At 57.8% G+C, this 14,948-nt stretch carries 13 protein-coding genes; 7 read left to right on the top strand and 6 right to left on the bottom strand.

Features of this window, described 5'->3' with window-relative positions; genetic code table 11:
* Positions 1 to 69: 69 nt before the first annotated feature.
* The 5 genes from fdhF to ychF all read right to left on the bottom strand — a co-directional run bounded on the left by fdhF (position 70) and on the right by ychF (position 7,295).
* The gene (gene fdhF / locus ACR0KS_RS05435; protein WP_170565726.1) at positions 70 to 2,853 is read right to left on the bottom strand and encodes a formate dehydrogenase subunit alpha; all 2,784 of its coding nucleotides are present in this window, start codon (positions 2,851 to 2,853) and stop codon (positions 70 to 72) included.
* Between the two features lie 14 nt (positions 2,854 to 2,867).
* On the bottom strand, positions 2,868 to 4,571 hold the full coding sequence (locus ACR0KS_RS05430; RefSeq protein WP_170565729.1) for an NAD(P)H-dependent oxidoreductase subunit E: 1,704 nt from the start codon (positions 4,569 to 4,571) through the stop codon (positions 2,868 to 2,870).
* An 85-nt stretch (positions 4,572 to 4,656) separates the two neighbouring features.
* Positions 4,657 to 5,538, bottom strand: coding sequence for a LysR family transcriptional regulator (locus tag ACR0KS_RS05425; protein ID WP_480693143.1), 882 nt, complete (start codon positions 5,536 to 5,538; stop codon positions 4,657 to 4,659).
* 158 nt (positions 5,539 to 5,696) lie between these two features.
* A complete protein-coding gene (locus ACR0KS_RS05420) occupies positions 5,697 to 6,131 on the bottom strand; it encodes an ester cyclase (RefSeq protein ID WP_170484443.1) in 435 nt (144 codons plus the stop codon).
* Between the two features lie 66 nt (positions 6,132 to 6,197).
* Positions 6,198 to 7,295, bottom strand: coding sequence for a redox-regulated ATPase YchF (gene ychF / locus ACR0KS_RS05415; RefSeq protein WP_170565732.1), 1,098 nt, complete (start codon positions 7,293 to 7,295; stop codon positions 6,198 to 6,200).
* Positions 7,296 to 7,490: 195 nt separating this feature from the next.
* Between ychF and ACR0KS_RS05410 the strand changes: the two genes are divergently transcribed.
* The 7 genes from ACR0KS_RS05410 to ACR0KS_RS05380 all read left to right on the top strand — a co-directional run bounded on the left by ACR0KS_RS05410 (position 7,491) and on the right by ACR0KS_RS05380 (position 13,529).
* On the top strand, positions 7,491 to 7,976 hold the full coding sequence (locus tag ACR0KS_RS05410; protein ID WP_170565735.1) for an acyloxyacyl hydrolase: 486 nt from the start codon (positions 7,491 to 7,493) through the stop codon (positions 7,974 to 7,976).
* Positions 7,977 to 8,054: 78 nt separating this feature from the next.
* On the top strand, positions 8,055 to 8,846 hold the full coding sequence (gene trpA, locus ACR0KS_RS05405) for a tryptophan synthase subunit alpha (RefSeq protein WP_170565738.1): 792 nt from the start codon (positions 8,055 to 8,057) through the stop codon (positions 8,844 to 8,846).
* 159 nt (positions 8,847 to 9,005) lie between these two features.
* Complete coding sequence (locus tag ACR0KS_RS05400) at positions 9,006 to 10,172, top strand: alpha-hydroxy acid oxidase (RefSeq protein WP_170565741.1); 1,167 nt, start codon at positions 9,006 to 9,008, stop codon at positions 10,170 to 10,172.
* A gap of 248 nt (positions 10,173 to 10,420) precedes the next feature.
* Entirely contained in the window at positions 10,421 to 11,080 is a 660-nt protein-coding gene (locus ACR0KS_RS05395) for a 50S ribosomal protein L25/general stress protein Ctc (protein WP_170414175.1), read from the top strand.
* Positions 11,081 to 11,218: 138 nt separating this feature from the next.
* Positions 11,219 to 11,899 carry an aminoacyl-tRNA hydrolase gene (gene pth / locus ACR0KS_RS05390; protein WP_170565744.1) on the top strand — a complete coding sequence of 227 codons (681 nt, stop codon included), beginning with the start codon at positions 11,219 to 11,221 and terminating at the stop codon, positions 11,897 to 11,899.
* 82 nt (positions 11,900 to 11,981) lie between these two features.
* Positions 11,982 to 13,145 carry a serine hydrolase domain-containing protein gene (locus ACR0KS_RS05385; RefSeq protein ID WP_170565747.1) on the top strand — a complete coding sequence of 388 codons (1,164 nt, stop codon included), beginning with the start codon at positions 11,982 to 11,984 and terminating at the stop codon, positions 13,143 to 13,145.
* A 9-nt stretch (positions 13,146 to 13,154) separates the two neighbouring features.
* Positions 13,155 to 13,529 (top strand): DUF2237 domain-containing protein, encoded by a 375-nt coding sequence (locus tag ACR0KS_RS05380; RefSeq protein ID WP_170565750.1) that lies wholly within the window; start codon positions 13,155 to 13,157, stop codon positions 13,527 to 13,529.
* A 103-nt stretch (positions 13,530 to 13,632) separates the two neighbouring features.
* Here the strand turns inward: ACR0KS_RS05380 and trpB are convergent, their stop codons facing one another.
* On the bottom strand, positions 13,633 to 14,880 hold the full coding sequence (gene trpB / locus ACR0KS_RS05375; RefSeq protein ID WP_170565753.1) for a tryptophan synthase subunit beta: 1,248 nt from the start codon (positions 14,878 to 14,880) through the stop codon (positions 13,633 to 13,635).
* Positions 14,881 to 14,948: the final 68 nt, after the last annotated feature.

The raw sequence follows: 14,948 nt of genomic DNA, 5'->3' as shown, positions 1-14,948 counted from the left end.
ACAGGTTTGGCCGCATCTAACCCGCTGTCAAGGAAAGAAAAAGGCGGTCACTGTGACCGCCTTTTCCGATTACTCCGCCGCGATCGCGTCTTCGATCTTTTCGACGCGAATGGCCGAGAACTTGAACTCGGGGATTTTGCCATAAGGGTCGATGGCCGAGTTGGTCAGGATGTTCGCCGCCGCCTCGACATAGGCGAACGGGATGAACACCATATCTTCGGCAATCGCGCGGTCTGCCCGAACCATGATGTCGATAGACCCGCGACGAGTGGTCAGGCGGATCGTCTCGCCCGGTTCGATCCCCATCAGTTTCAGCGTCCGGGGATTCATCGAGCAGTTCGCCTCGGGCTCAACCGCGTCCAGCACGTTGGACCGGCGGGTCATCGACCCGGTGTGCCAATGTTCAAGCTGACGGCCTGTGGTGGCGATCATCGGGTATTCGTCATCCGGGGCTTCGTCCGGCGGAATGACACTGGCCGGAGTGAACTTGGCCCTACCGTCTGCACGCGGGAAACCATCGCCAAATACGATAGGCTGCCCTGGGTCTGTTTCGCTGAGCGATGGGTAGGTGATCGTCTCGGTCTCGAGCCGTTCCCACGTGATGTTGTCCAGCGACTCCATCGTCAGTTTCATCTCGGCAAAGACCTGCGACACATCTGTGTAATCCCAATTCAGCCCGATGCGCTGCGCCAGTTCGACCGTAATCTTCCAATCCTCACGCGCCTCACCCGGAGGGGTCACGGCAGGACGCACACGCTGCACCTGACGGTTGGTGTTCGACACGGTGCCGTTCTTTTCATACAACGCCGAAGCAGGCAGGATGATGTCAGCATAGTTCGCCGTCTCGGTCAGGAAGATGTCCTGCACGATCATCAGGTCCAGCTTGGCCAGCGCGTCGCGCGCGTGGTTCACATCCGGGTCGGACATGGCCGGGTTTTCACCCATGATATACATGCCCTTGATGTTGCCTGCGTAAGCCTGATCAATGATCTCGGTGACCGTCAAACCTTTCTCGTTCGAGAAGTCGTCCGAGTTCCAGACGTCGTTGAACTTGGCGCGAATGCCATCGTCGGTCACGGTCTGGTAGTCCGGCAGGAACATCGGGATCAGACCCGCATCAGACGCACCCTGCACGTTGTTCTGGCCGCGCAGCGGATGCAGACCCGCGCCGGGTTTTCCAACGTTGCCGGTCATCAGAGCAAGGCTGATCAGGCAGCGCGAGTTATCAGTGCCGTGGATGTGCTGGCTGACGCCCATCCCCCAGAATATCAGACCGGCCTTGGCCTGCGCAAAGGTCCGCGCAACGCGGCGGAGTTGATCCGGTTCGATGCCGCAGATTGGTGACATCGCCTCGGGCGTGAACTGGCGCAGATGCTCTTTCTCGGCCTCCCAGTTCTCGGTCCAGCGGTGGATGTATTGGCTGTCATACAGCTCCTCCTCGACGATCACGTTCATGATCGCGTTCAGCATCGAGACATCCGCACCCGGACGGAATTGCAGCATCTCATCCGAAAACTTGCGCATCCCAACGCCGCGCGGGTCCATCACGATCAACTTGCCACCACGCTTGGCGAACTGCTTGAAATAGGTCGCGGCAACCGGGTGGTTCTCGATCGGGTTCGACCCGATGATGATCGCCACATCCGCGTTTTCGATCTCGTTGAAGGTCGCGGTCACAGCGCCGGAACCCACGTTCTCGATCAGAGCGGCAACGGACGACGCGTGGCACAGACGGGTGCAGTGATCGACGTTGTTGTGCTTGAACCCCTGACGGATGAACTTTTGGAACAGGTAGGCTTCTTCGTTGGTGCACTTGGCCGAACCAAAGCCTGCAACGCTGCGTGGATCTTCATCGCGCAAGCCCTTCAGCTTGGCGGCGGCCAAATCCATCGCCTCGTCCCAGGTCGCCTCGCGGAAGTGGGTCGACAGGTCAGACGGATCGACATTCAGACCCTTGGCGGGCGCATCCTCGCGCCGGATCAGCGGCTTGGTCAGGCGGTGCGGGTGGTGGATATAGTCGAACCCGAACCGACCTTTGACGCACAGGCGGCCTTCGTTGGCTGGGCCGTTGATACCCTCGACATACTTGACCTTACCGTCCTTGACCTTCAGCGAGACCTTACAGCCCACGCCACAGAACGGGCAGACGCTTTCGGTCTCAGAATCGTAATCCTTGCTATCGCCCTTCTGCTGGTCGTCCAGCACGGTGGCAGGCATCAGCGCACCGGTCGGGCACGCCTGAACACACTCACCACAGGCCACACAGGTCGAATCGCCCATCGGGTCGTTCTGGTCAAACACCACTTGGGCCGTATGGCCACGACCGGCCATGCCGATCACGTCATTGACCTGCACTTCGCGGCAGGCACGAACGCAGAGGTTGCAGTTGATGCAGGCGTCCAGATTGACGCGCATCGCGACGTGGCTATCATCCAGCAGCGGGATTTTCTCGGCCTCTTTCGCCGGGAAACGGCTGTCCGAGACATCGTTCAGCTTGGCCATGTCCCAGAAATGGCTGGAGGTGTCGTGGGCTTCCTCGGGTTGGTCAGCCACCAGCAGCTCCATGACCATGGCGCGCGATTTCTCGGCTCGGTCGCTGTCGGTTTTCACCACCATCCCGTCTGCGGCGGGACGGATGCACGAGGCGACCAGAGTGCGCTCGCCTTCCACCTCAACCATACAGGCGCGGCAGTTCCCGTCGGGACGATAGCCCGGCTGCGGTTTGTGGCACAGGTGCGGAATTGTGAACCCCTGCCCCTTGGCGGCTTCCCAGATGGTCCAGCCCTCGGGCACGGTGACGTCTTCGCCGTTCAGGTTGAAGGTGACGGTCTTGTTTGGGCTTGCGTCAAGCATGGCTCTGTCTCCCTTCAGATTTCGTCAGCGAAATGTTTGATGACAAGGCGGATCGGGTTCGGAGCCGCCTGCCCCAGACCGCAGATCGACGCATCGCCCATGACCTGACACAGATCCTCCAGCAGATCGGTGTCCCATGTGTCGGCTTGCATCAACTTGACCGCCTTTTCGCAACCGGCACGGCAGGGCGTACACTGGCCGCAGCTTTCATCCTCGAAGAACCGCAGCATGTTCAGCGCCGCATCGCGCGCGGTGTCCTGATCGGACAGAACCACCACCGCCGCAGAGCCAATGAACGTGCCATGCGGTTGCAGCGTGTCAAAATCCAGCGGAATGTCATCCATCGACGCAGGCAGCAGACCCGAGGACGGACCACCCGGCTGGTACGCCTTAAAGGTCTGACCCTCGGCCATGCCGCCAGCGGCCTCAATCACATCCAAAATGGTCGATCCTGCGGGCAGCAGATACACGCCCGGCTGCGCCACGCGACCCGAGACCGAATAGCTGCGCAGCCCCTTACGGCCGTTCTTTTCGGTGCTGTTGAGGCATTCCGGCCCCTCGCGGCAGACTTTCGCAACCCAATACAGCGTCTCGACATTGTGCACCAAGGTCGGGCGGTTAAACACGCCAACTTGCGCCACGAACGGAGGGCGATGACGCGGCAGGCCCTTTTTACCTTCGATCGATTCAATCATCGCGGATTCTTCACCGCAGATATACGCGCCAGCACCCCGGCGAAGGTCGATATAACCGGGCGCGACAATACCGGCGGCTTCCAGCGCGGCGATCTCGCGGCGCAGAATCTCCAGCACCGCCGGATATTCGTCGCGCATGTAGATAAAGCAGGTCTCGGCCTCGACTGCCCAAGCAGCGATCAGCATACCCTCAAGGAAGACATGCGGCGTGCGCTCAAGATAGTACCGATCCTTGAACGTGCCCGGTTCACCCTCGTCCCCGTTCACGGCCAGATAGCGCGGCCCTTTGTTCATACGAACAAAGCCCCATTTCTTGCCCGACGGGAAGCCAGCCCCACCTAGACCGCGCAGGCCCGAGGACAGGATGTCATCCTGTACCTGTTCCCAATCGTCACGATCGCGCAGCTCTTTCAGCTTGGCGTAACCGCCATCGGCTTCATAAGCCGCGAATGCTTCGTAGTCGGGCAGATGGGCGTGCGTATCATCGGCAGCAATCGCCGCCTGCACCTTTTCGGGGGTCGCGTGGTCGATATGGTTGTGGCCAATCTCAAGAACCGGAGCGGTATCACAACGGCCCATGCAGGGCGCGCGGACGACGCGGACCTCGGCAGGGTCCAGACCGTCCTCAAGCGCCTTCTGCAACTGCTGGGCACCAGCCATTTCGCAAGACAGGGAATCACAGACACGGATCGTCAGTGCGGGCGGCGGCACCTCATCTACTTTCACCACATCGAAATGGGCGTAGAAGGTGGCGGTTTCATAGATTTCGGCCTGACCGATGCGCATTTCGACCGCCAATGCAGCGATGTGGTCGGCGCTGATATGGCCGTGCGCGTCCTGAATCAAATGCAGGAATTCGATCAACAGATCACGACGGCGTGGGCGATCCCCCAACAGGCGATGAATCTCAGCCTGCGCCTCATCCGTGAACTGACGGCCTTTGGGCGTGTGCCGCCCTTTGCCTTTACCTGACTTCCAAACGCCCTTGGGTGCGCCTGATGGCTTGATGTCTAATGGTGCCATGATGCCCTCCGATTGAGGCCCCGTGTCTCATCAGATCAGCATATCGTCAAATCGCATAATCCAATGGCACGATAACGACACCTTATCATCGCAATGAGGCCACCACCGCGCGCAGCGCCTCGACCGTCGGTAATTCCGGCTCGCGGGTCAGAGTCGCCAGACAGATCGGTTTGCTGACAACGGGATCAACCAAGGGCAATACTTTGGTCCCTTTCAGATCGCCCAGCGCCCGCACCAGTACGCGCAGCACGACCGTGGCTGCCAAACCCTCGCGCGCCATGACCATCGAGGCGGTGAAACCGCTGGTTTCGGCCACCACATGCGGGTGCAAACCCTGTTCGGCGAAAATGCGGTCCAGAATGCGCCGGTTCTGCATCTGCGGCTCTAGCAGACTGATCGGAAACTCAGCCACCTGCGCCCAGGGAATTGACCCGGTTTCCTCGGTCATATGGGACGGCACCAGTAGAACATAGGTTTCCTCGTACAAAGGCTGGACCTGCCGCAAATCGGTTCCGATGCTGTCGCCATAGGTGATGCCCGCGTCCAGACTGCCCTCATCCAGCCGATGTTGAATCGCTGTTGCGGACATGGTTTCAATGCGGGTGACAATACGCGGATGCGCCTGTTGCAAGCGTTTGACCAGCCGACCCGTGAAGGCAATCGCCGTAGGAATGACGCCTAAAATCAAAGTGCCTGTGATCTCGCCGCGCGCGGCCAGAACTTGCTGTTCCAGAGCTTTGGTATCGTCCAGAATGCGCCGCGCCCGACGGACCATCATCTCACCTTCTTCGGTCAGACCTTGAAACCTGTTGGCGCGGCGAACGATCGAAACCCCCAACCGATCCTCCAGATTCCGTATCCGCATCGAGAACGCAGGCTGCGAAATCCCGCATTCCTCGGCTGCCTTTGCAAAGTGCTGATGCCGCGCAAGGGCGAGAAGGAGTTGGAGGTCGCGGATTTCGATCATTCGGGGTTTTCTCGGGTCTCTGGTCGGCCTGATATTACAGAACGATTTGCAGGAATAAGTGCAAGCTTTCAACTTCTGACTACTGAATTGACAGGCCAACGGACACGCGGAGACTAAACTTCAAACGCTGACGTCTGTGATCGAGGGCTGCCCTGTATTTAACTGTTCAGATTGCCTGCCAACTGCTGCCTAAGTGACCGTTCGTCCTGCAGCCCCCAGAATTCAGAAAGTTTTTCGTCCTTGATTTTATAGATGCTGATAATCTTGAACTCGACCTCGCGCCCGGTCGCTGGAACACCCAACCATTCGTCGGAATGTGTTCCCCTCAGCGTCTTGTAGGCAACAACCTTGTCGCCCTCAGCGATCAGCGCTTCGACGGTTGCATGCAAATCAGGAAAAGCCCTGAGGAAACTTGCATACCCTTGCTTCAAGCCCTCGATGCCACCCACAAAGGCTCCGCCACCACTCGCCGTGTGGTCAACGAAATCCTCGGCGAAAACATCGGAAATGGCATCAAGCGAATGGCCGTTCTGTATGTCGTCTATGTATCTTTGGACAACGGCTTTATTGGCTTCGACTCTCTCGTTATCCATCCGAATACAACCAAGTTTGGAAAACTCGGTTTCAGATAGCACATTTATCGAAGTGATTGCACTGCGTTACGTATTGAACAAAAAGTGCATCACATCGCCATCCTTGACGATATAGCCCTTGCCCTCAGCCCGCATCTTGCCTGCCTCTTTCGCGCCCTGCTCGCCGTTGGCGGCGATGTAGTCGTCATAGGCGATGGTCTCGGCGCGGATGAAGCCTTTTTCAAAATCACCGTGGATCACACCAGCGGCCTGCGGCGCGGCGGTGCCGGTGCGGATGGTCCAGGCGCGGGCCTCTTTCGGGCCGACGGTGAAATAGGTTTCCAGGTGCAGCAGGTCATAACCGGCGCGGATCAAACGGTCGAGGCCGGGTTCTTCCAGACCCATTTCCTCAAGGAACATCTGCGCTTCGTCATCTTCAAGCAGGCTGATCTCTTCTTCGATCTTGGCACTGATAATGACGTGAGAATTGCCCTGCGCCGCTGCCATTTCAGCAACCTTGGCAGAATATTCATTGCCCTCGGCGGCTTCTTCCTCGGACACGTTGCAAACGTACAGCACCGGCTTGGTGGTCAACAGTTGCAGCATCTTCCACGCCTTGGCGTCCTCGTCCGAAACCTCGACCAGACGCGCGGGTTTGCCGTTCTCCAGCATCTCTTGCGCCTCGGCCAGCAGACGGTCCTGCTGCGCGGCTTCTTTGTCGTTGCCCTTCAGCTTGCGCACCAAATTGGCGCGGCGCTTTTCGATGCTTTCCAGATCGGCCAGCATAAGCTCGGTCTCGATCGTGTCGGCATCGGCCACAGGATCGACACGACCGTCCACATGGGTCACGTCGCCATCCTCGAAACAGCGCAGCACATGCGCGATTGCGTCAGTCTCGCGGATGTTGGCCAGAAACTGGTTCCCCAGCCCTTCACCCTTCGAGGCGCCTTTGACCAGACCGGCAATGTCCACGAAAGTCATGCGCGTCGGGATGATCTGCTTCGAGGACGCAATAGCCGCCAGTTTGTCCAGCCGGTCATCAGGAACGGCCACATCGCCCACATTGGGTTCGATGGTACAGAACGGGAAATTCGCCGCCTGCGCAGCAGCCGTCTTGGTCAGCGCGTTGAACAAGGTCGACTTACCGACATTCGGCAGACCCACGATTCCCATTTTAAAGCCCATGTCGGCCTCCTGAAGCGATACGACGGCGTCTTCTATTCAGGTAAGCTCGAATGCGCAACCCAAGGCCCGACATGATCCGAGTCTGAATTGCAACATCGCAGATCCGTTAGACCTTTTGTTCAGGGGCTACTTGATTTTGTTTACCACAGGTAACCATTCTGGACCCTATCGCGAACAGATTGATGAAGATTCCCTATGAAATCCCTTTTTGCTACTACCGCCTTATTGCTTGCGACAACTTCAGTTCATGCGCAGTCAATTGTATTCGGTGCCGGGTACGCAGATTACTCTGGCTACAGCTCCAACAACAATGCCGTATTTTCCCTGGAATATCAGCACCCTGCCTTCCACCAAGCAACGCGCTTTGGTGCCACTTGGGGCGCTGCCCTGACCGTAGACACAGATGGCGACACTCACCTGGGCGTAGGTCTGATCGGCGTCTATTCAATCTCGGACCGTTGGTTCGGGGAACTTAGCGTAATGCCCGGATACTATAATGCCTCAAACAGCGACAACGATCTGGGAGGAGATTTTCAGATCCGCAGTCTGCTAGGAGTTGGCTACTCATTGGACGGTGGCAACAAAATCTCACTTGCGCTGACGCATATTTCCAACGCGAGCACAAACAGCTTCAATCCAGGCGTAAACTCTCTGTTCCTTCGATATCACCACGGGTTCTGACTCAAACTGACCCGTCGGGATTGATTTCCGGGCAAAGTTTCTGCACATCAGGTTCAAACCTGTTTGCAAGGACTGCTGATGACCCGTATCGACGCCAAGTTTGCCGCCCTGAAGGCTGAGAACAAGAAAGCCTTTGTCGCCTATATCATGGCCGGAGACCCAGATTTCGACACCTCGCTTGAGATCGTGAAAGGGCTACCGAGTGCTGGTGTCGATGTGATTGAACTTGGCTTACCATTCACTGACCCCATGGCAGACGGCCCCACCATTCAGGCCGCCGGGCAGCGCGCGCTGGACGGAGGCATGACCCTGCAACGGACTCTGGATCTGGCAGCCGCGTTCCGCGAAACCGACGACACAACACCGATTGTCCTTATGGGCTATTACAATCCAATCTACAGCCGCGGGGTCGACACGTTTCTTGCCGACGCCAAGGCCGCCGGTATTGACGGGTTGATCGTAGTTGACCTGCCCCCCGAAGAAGACGAGGAACTGTGCTTGCCCGCGCAGGCGGCAGGTCTGAATTTTATCCGCCTTGCCACTCCGACAACCGACGACAAGCGACTGCCCCGTGTTCTGCAAAACACGTCGGGCTTTGTGTATTACGTCTCGATCACCGGCATCACTGGTTCCGCCGAAGCACAGGCGACCAATGTCGGCCCCGAGGTTGCCCGGATCAAGGCAGCGACCGACTTGCCTGTCATTGTCGGTTTCGGAATCAACACGCCTGAAAAGTCACGCGGCATAGCCTCGGTTGCGGATGGTGCCGTTGTCGGCTCTGCGATCGTTAGCCAAATCGCCAGCGGAAAACCTCTGTCTGAGATTCTGGATTTCGTGGCAGGGTTGGCTGAGGGCGCACATTCCGCCTGATCGATTTCCGGTTTTAGCAATTAAATGACCGCGGCCGAACTGGATCAGCCGCGGTTTTTTACGTTTTGGCGACGCGTCAACGGACCGCATATTCTTTACGTTGCGGCACTTTGGAAAAATTGGTAAACAAAAAGAACCAATTTCAAAGGCCACAGCTCAATGCCAGTCATCACCAACATAGAAGACCTTAAACGGATCTACGAAAGACGCGTTCCGCGCATGTTCTTCGACTATGCCGAAAGCGGAAGCTGGACAGAACAGACATTCCGCGACAACAGCTCGGATTTCGAGGATATTCGCCTCCGTCAGAGAGTTGCCGTAGATATGGCCGGGCGGTCGACCGCCTCGCAAATGATCGGACAGGACGTGGCAATGCCGGTCGCGCTAGCACCCGTCGGCCTGACAGGTATGCAGCACGCCGACGGTGAGATGAAAGCAGCCAAAGCCGCCGAGGATTTCGGTGTGCCTTTCACACTGTCAACCATGTCCATAAATTCTATCGAGGATGTGGCCGAGCACACAAGCAAACCGTTCTGGTTCCAGCTATACACCATGAAGGATCAGGACTACGTCGGACGGTTGATTCAGCGCGCGAAAGACGCGAATTGCTCGGCTCTGGTCATCACGCTGGACCTGCAGATCCTCGGCCAGAGGCACAAAGACTTGAAAAACGGTCTGTCCGCCCCGCCGAAACTTACCGCGAAAACCATCGCCAACTTGATGACGAAATGGGCATGGGGAATCGAGATGCTGCGCGCCAAGCGCCGCGAATTCGGAAACATCGTCGGTCATGCAGAAGGCGTGTCTGACGCCTCGTCGCTTGGGTCATGGACGGCCGAGCAGTTCGATCCAAGCCTTGATTGGAAAAAAGTCGAGAAGCTTATGGAACAGTGGGGCGGCAAGGTCATCCTCAAGGGAATTCTGGATGCAGAAGACGCGAAAATGGCGGCCAAACTAGGTGCGGACGCGATTGTTGTCTCCAATCATGGCGGCCGCCAACTGGATGGAGCCCTCAGTTCGATCCGCGTACTACCTAAGATCATGGAAGCCGTCGGCAATGATGTCGAAGTTCATTTGGACAGCGGTATTCGCTCGGGCCAAGATGTCCTGAAAGCGTTGGCGATGGGGGCAAAGGGAACCTATATCGGCCGCGCGTTTGTCTACGGGCTGGGCGCCATGGGGCAAAGTGGCGTGACAACAGCACTAGAGGTCATCCACAAGGAATTGGACACCACGATGGCCCTGTGCGGAGAACGAAACGTCAGTGACCTCGGTCGCCACAATCTGCTAGTACCCGAAGATTTCGGAGGACGGTGGCAGGACTGAAGCCCTATGCCCCGGGGGCTCTGCCCCCGCCACCCTGCGGGTGACTCCCCCGGGATATTTTCAGCCAGATGAAGTACGGATCCCCTGCTTCATCTGGCCCCAAATATCCCGGAGCGCGAGGCAGAGCCTCGCAAAAAGCCTGTCGCCGCAAAAAGCCCTTTCCAATTCCATTGAATCAAGCTAAGGACGCGGCTTCACGCGGGCATACAGCCTTGGAGGATGCCTGCCCTAACATTGGAGAATATATCATGGCTGGTGAGATTCCTGATCTCGTAGCTCTGGAACGGACGGGGACAGGCAAGGGCGCCGCTCGTCAAGCACGTCGCGATGGCATGGTTCCGGGCATTGTATTTGGTGGTGACAAAGAGCCGCTGCCGATCCAGATTCCGTTCAACGAGCTGTTCAAGCGTCTGAAAGCGGGCCGGTTCAAGTCGACTCTGTGGAACCTGAAGGTTGATGGCCACGAAGACGTCCGCGTCATTTGCCGCGACGTTCAGCGTGACGTCGTCAAAGACCTGCCGACCCATCTGGACCTGATGCGCCTGCGTCGGACCACCAAGATCGCGCTGTTCATCCCCGTTGAGTTTGTCAACGAAGAAGCAGCGCCCGGCATCAAGAAGGGCGGCGTTCTGACTGTTGTCCGTCCTGAGGTCGAACTGATGTGCACCGCCGGAGAAATCCCTGAAAAGATCACCGTTGATCTGACCGGGCTGAACATCAACGACGTTGTGACTATCTCGTCGGTGGATCTGCCCAGCGGCACCAAGCCGACCATCGATCGTGACTTCGTGATCGCTAATATTTCCGCACCGACCGGCCTGTCGTCCAGCGACGATGAAGACGGTGAAGAGGGCGAAGTTGCAGCGGACGAAGTTGAAGTCGTCGGCAAGGAAGAAGCTGAAGAATAAGTCCCGGCGCAAGCTTTGGGATCATGAGACGGGGCCTTCTGGGTCCCGTTTTTCTTTTGAATGGACCGGGCTGGAAAACTGCCCCTATTCCGTGCCATCAACCGACGGTAGGCCAGCGCGCTAGGTAAGGACGAAAATATGAAGCTGTTTGTCGGCTTAGGGAATCCAGGATCGAAATATGCCCGAAACCGGCACAATATCGGCTTCATGGCCGTCGACAGGATCGCTGATGATCACGGATTCGGGCCGTGGAAATCCAAGTTCCAGGCCGATATTGCCGAAGGACGGCTGGGCGGTGAAAAAATCCTGCTGATCAAACCTCAGACCTTCATGAACCGGTCCGGCCAGTCGGTTGGCGAGGCGATGCGGTTCTACAAGCTCGACTCGACCGACGTGACCGTATTTCACGACGAATTGGACCTTGCACCGGGTAAAGTGCGGGTCAAGGCGGGTGGCGGGCATGCTGGCCATAACGGGCTGCGCTCGATCCATGAACATATCAGCCCAGCCTATGACCGGGTGCGGTTGGGGATCGGCCATCCGGGGCGCAAGGAAATGGTCTCACCCTACGTTTTGGGTGATTTTGCCAAGGCCGACGGCGATTGGCTGGACGACGTCCTTCGCGGGGTGTCCGACGGTGCCGGACATCTGGCAGACGGTGAGGGCGGCAAGTTCATGAACGCCGTCGCCCTCAGAACAGCTCCTCCGCGATCATCCAAAACTCCGCAGGTGCCTCGGAAACCTGCTGCCGAAGCCCCCCCCTTGCCGGAAACGGACGATCGCTCGGCCATGCAAAAGCTGCTGGACAAGTTCAAATAGAACCGCCCGCGTTGCCGCAACGTATCAATTGCAGATCGGTTGCAACCGCGCTCCAATACCTAGCGACTACGGGAGGAAACGGATGAGAACTTTTTTGAAGTGGGCGCTGCGCATCGTGCTGATGCTGGTGCTAGCCGGGGTTGTTGTAGGCTTTTGGAAGCGCGAAGAAATTCAGCGGCTATTGGCCGTAAACTCCTTGTTTGCCGAGGACAAGATTGTTCACAACTTCTCGCATATGGAAGACGCCTTTCTGACGGTGAACCTGCCGCGCGGCGACGCGCCCACATGGGAACTGCCCTACGGGGCCGGTTTTGATCTGCCCGAGGGGACTGATCTTTGGCTTGAAGAACGCGCCGTGACCTCCTTGCTTGTGATGCAGGACGGTCAGATCAGGTTCGAGGAATACTACCTGGACACCACACCGGAAGATCGACGTATCTCGTGGTCAGTTGCCAAGAGCTACCTGTCTTCGCTTTTTGGCATTCTCTTGAACGAAGGCGCCATAGCGTCTCTGGACGAACCGGTCGTCAAATATGCGCCCGAACTTGAGGGGTCGGCTTATGACGGCGCTACGATCCGTAATGTCCTGAATATGGCCAGCGGCGTGACGTTCGACGAAGATTATCTTGACTACAATTCGGACATCAATCGTATGGGCCGGGTTGTCGCGCTGGGTGGTGAACTGGACGATTTCGCGGCCTCGCTACAGGACAGCTTCGCCGCTCCTGGGGAGACATGGCAATACGTTTCGATTGATACGCATGTCATCGGCATGGTGATCCGCGGCGCAACCGGCCGCAGCGTGGCCGAATTGCTGACGGAACGGATCGTGCACCCGCTGGGGTTGGAGCAGAACGGCTACTATGTGACTGACGGGGCCGGAGTTGCTTTTGTACTGGGCGGTCTGAACTTCACCACCCGCGATTTTGCCCGATTTGGACAAGTGATCCTGCAAAATGGAGAGCATCAAGGAGAGCAATTGATCCCGGCCGAGTGGATTGCAGAATCCGTCCTCCCCACCGCGCCGACAGCGGCTGGGGAAACTGGATATGGCTATCAGTGGTGGATACCGGTTGGCGCGCACGAAGGTGAGTTTCTGGCGCGGGGTGTCTATGGCCAGTATATTTACTTTGACCAGCCGCGCGGTGTTCTGATTGTGTCTACCGGGGCGGATCGCAAGTTCCGCGATCCGGGCGTGAATGAGCAGAATATCGAAATGTTCCGCAAAATCGCCCAAAGCCTGTAAGATGGCGTCATGCAGAAGCAGGACAGCATAAATGTGTTGGGGGGTGTTCTGGCCCCCTGCTCTCGCGATCCGCTGACGGGTTTTTTCAGAGACGGGGCATGCAACACTTGCCCCGAAGATCAGGGCAGCCACACCGTTTGTGCGGTCATGACAGCCGAGTTCATGGCGTATTCTAAATATGTAGGAAATGACCTCAGCACGCCGCGCCCCGAATTCAATTTCGCCGGCCTAAAGCCGGGAGACAGCTGGTGCCTGTGCGCCGGACGGTTTCTTCAGGCGCATGACGAAGGCTGCGCGCCGTTGGTGCATCTTGAAGCAACGCATCAACGGGCCTTGGACGTGGTGCCACTGCGCGTCTTACAGGAACACGCGGCGCCGGAATAAGGGGTAAGCCCCTGATCTGTCTGACCATTTTCACGAATTCCAGACGCAAAAAAACGGCGCTGCCAGATGGCGCGCCGTTCTTCATCTAAGTCCGAACAAAAGGTCAGTCGGCGCTGCGCCCTTCGGTATCAGACATGTCGAAGTTCAGATATTTCGCCACGGTCTGCACGTCCTTGTCGCCACGTCCGCACATGTTCATGCAGATCAGGTGATCTTTGGGCAGTTCCGGCGCGATCTTCATCACATGGGCCAGCGCATGGCTGGGTTCGAGCGCCGGGATGATGCCTTCGGTCGCGCAGCACAGTTGGAATGCGTCCAACGCCTCTTTATCGGTGATCGAGACATAATTGGCGCGACCGATGTCGTGCAGCCACGAATGTTCGGGGCCGATGCCGGGATAGTCCAGACCGGCCGAGATCGAATAACCTTCCAAAATCTGCCCGTCATCATCCTGCAGCAGATAGGTGCGGTTGCCATGCAGCACGCCAGGGCGACCGCCGGTCAGCGACGCGCAATGCTCCATCTTTTCATTCACGCCTTTGCCGCCGGCCTCAACACCAATGATGTTGACGGATTTGTCGTCGAGGAATGGGTAGAACAAACCCATCGCGTTCGAGCCGCCGCCGATAGCCGCGATGATCGTGTCGGGCAGACGGCCTTCGGCCTTCAGCATCTGCTCTTTCGCTTCCTTGCCGATGATCGACTGGAAATCACGCACCATCGCCGGATAGGGGTGCGGGCCGGCCACGGTGCCGATGCAGTAGAACGTGTCGCGCACATTGGTCACCCAGTCGCGCAGCGCGTCGTTCATCGCGTCTTTCAGGGTGCCGCGGCCCGAGGTTACAGGAATCACCTCGGCCCCGAGCAGGCGCATACGGAACACGTTCGGGGCCTGACGCTGCACGTCGTGGGCACCCATATAAACCACGCATTTCAGTCCGAACTTGGCGCAGACAGTGGCGGTGGCCACACCGTGCTGCCCTGCCCCGGTCTCAGCGATGATCCGGGTCTTGCCCATGCGACGCGCCAGAATGATCTGGCCCAGCACGTTGTTGATCTTGTGTGCGCCAGTGTGGTTCAGCTCATCACGTTTCAGATAGATTTTCGCACCACCCAGATGCTCGGTCAGACGCTCTGCATAATACAGCGGCGAAGGGCGGCCCACATAGTTTTCCCACAGATCGTCCATCTCGGCCCAGAAGGTCGGATCGTCCTTGGCCTTTTCATACTCCTCCTCCAGAGACAGGATCAGAGGCATCAAGGTTTCGCTGACAAACCGTCCACCGAAGATGCCGAAACGACCCTGTTCATCGGGTCCGGACATGAAGGAATTGAAAAGATCGTTGGCCATGGGGGTCTCCATCGTCGTACCCGTTGTTCATAGGAGAGAGCGGCGGGATTTGCCATGCCAAAACGTAC

This window comes from Ruegeria sp. BC7 (assembly GCF_056539165.1).
This window is presented reverse-complemented; position numbering and strand designations above follow the sequence as displayed.

What these genes read in the sequence shown, in the direction of transcription:
- ACR0KS_RS05385 (WP_170565747.1), top strand. Translation starts at nt 11,982, where the DNA reads ATGAGAACTTTTTTGAAGTGGGCGCTGCGCATCGTGCTGATGCTGGTG.
- ACR0KS_RS05380 (WP_170565750.1), top strand. Translation starts at nt 13,155, where the DNA reads ATGCAGAAGCAGGACAGCATAAATGTGTTGGGGGGTGTTCTGGCCCCC.
- ACR0KS_RS05425 (WP_480693143.1), bottom strand. Translation starts at nt 5,538, where the DNA reads ATGATCGAAATCCGCGACCTCCAACTCCTTCTCGCCCTTGCGCGGCAT.
- trpB (WP_170565753.1), bottom strand. Translation starts at nt 14,880, where the DNA reads ATGGCCAACGATCTTTTCAATTCCTTCATGTCCGGACCCGATGAACAG.
- ACR0KS_RS05395 (WP_170414175.1), top strand. Translation starts at nt 10,421, where the DNA reads ATGGCTGGTGAGATTCCTGATCTCGTAGCTCTGGAACGGACGGGGACA.
- ACR0KS_RS05400 (WP_170565741.1), top strand. Translation starts at nt 9,006, where the DNA reads ATGCCAGTCATCACCAACATAGAAGACCTTAAACGGATCTACGAAAGA.
- ACR0KS_RS05430 (WP_170565729.1), bottom strand. Translation starts at nt 4,571, where the DNA reads ATGGCACCATTAGACATCAAGCCATCAGGCGCACCCAAGGGCGTTTGG.
- pth (WP_170565744.1), top strand. Translation starts at nt 11,219, where the DNA reads ATGAAGCTGTTTGTCGGCTTAGGGAATCCAGGATCGAAATATGCCCGA.
- fdhF (WP_170565726.1), bottom strand. Translation starts at nt 2,853, where the DNA reads ATGCTTGACGCAAGCCCAAACAAGACCGTCACCTTCAACCTGAACGGC.
- ACR0KS_RS05420 (WP_170484443.1), bottom strand. Translation starts at nt 6,131, where the DNA reads ATGGATAACGAGAGAGTCGAAGCCAATAAAGCCGTTGTCCAAAGATAC.
- ACR0KS_RS05410 (WP_170565735.1), top strand. Translation starts at nt 7,491, where the DNA reads ATGAAATCCCTTTTTGCTACTACCGCCTTATTGCTTGCGACAACTTCA.
- ychF (WP_170565732.1), bottom strand. Translation starts at nt 7,295, where the DNA reads ATGGGCTTTAAAATGGGAATCGTGGGTCTGCCGAATGTCGGTAAGTCG.
- trpA (WP_170565738.1), top strand. Translation starts at nt 8,055, where the DNA reads ATGACCCGTATCGACGCCAAGTTTGCCGCCCTGAAGGCTGAGAACAAG.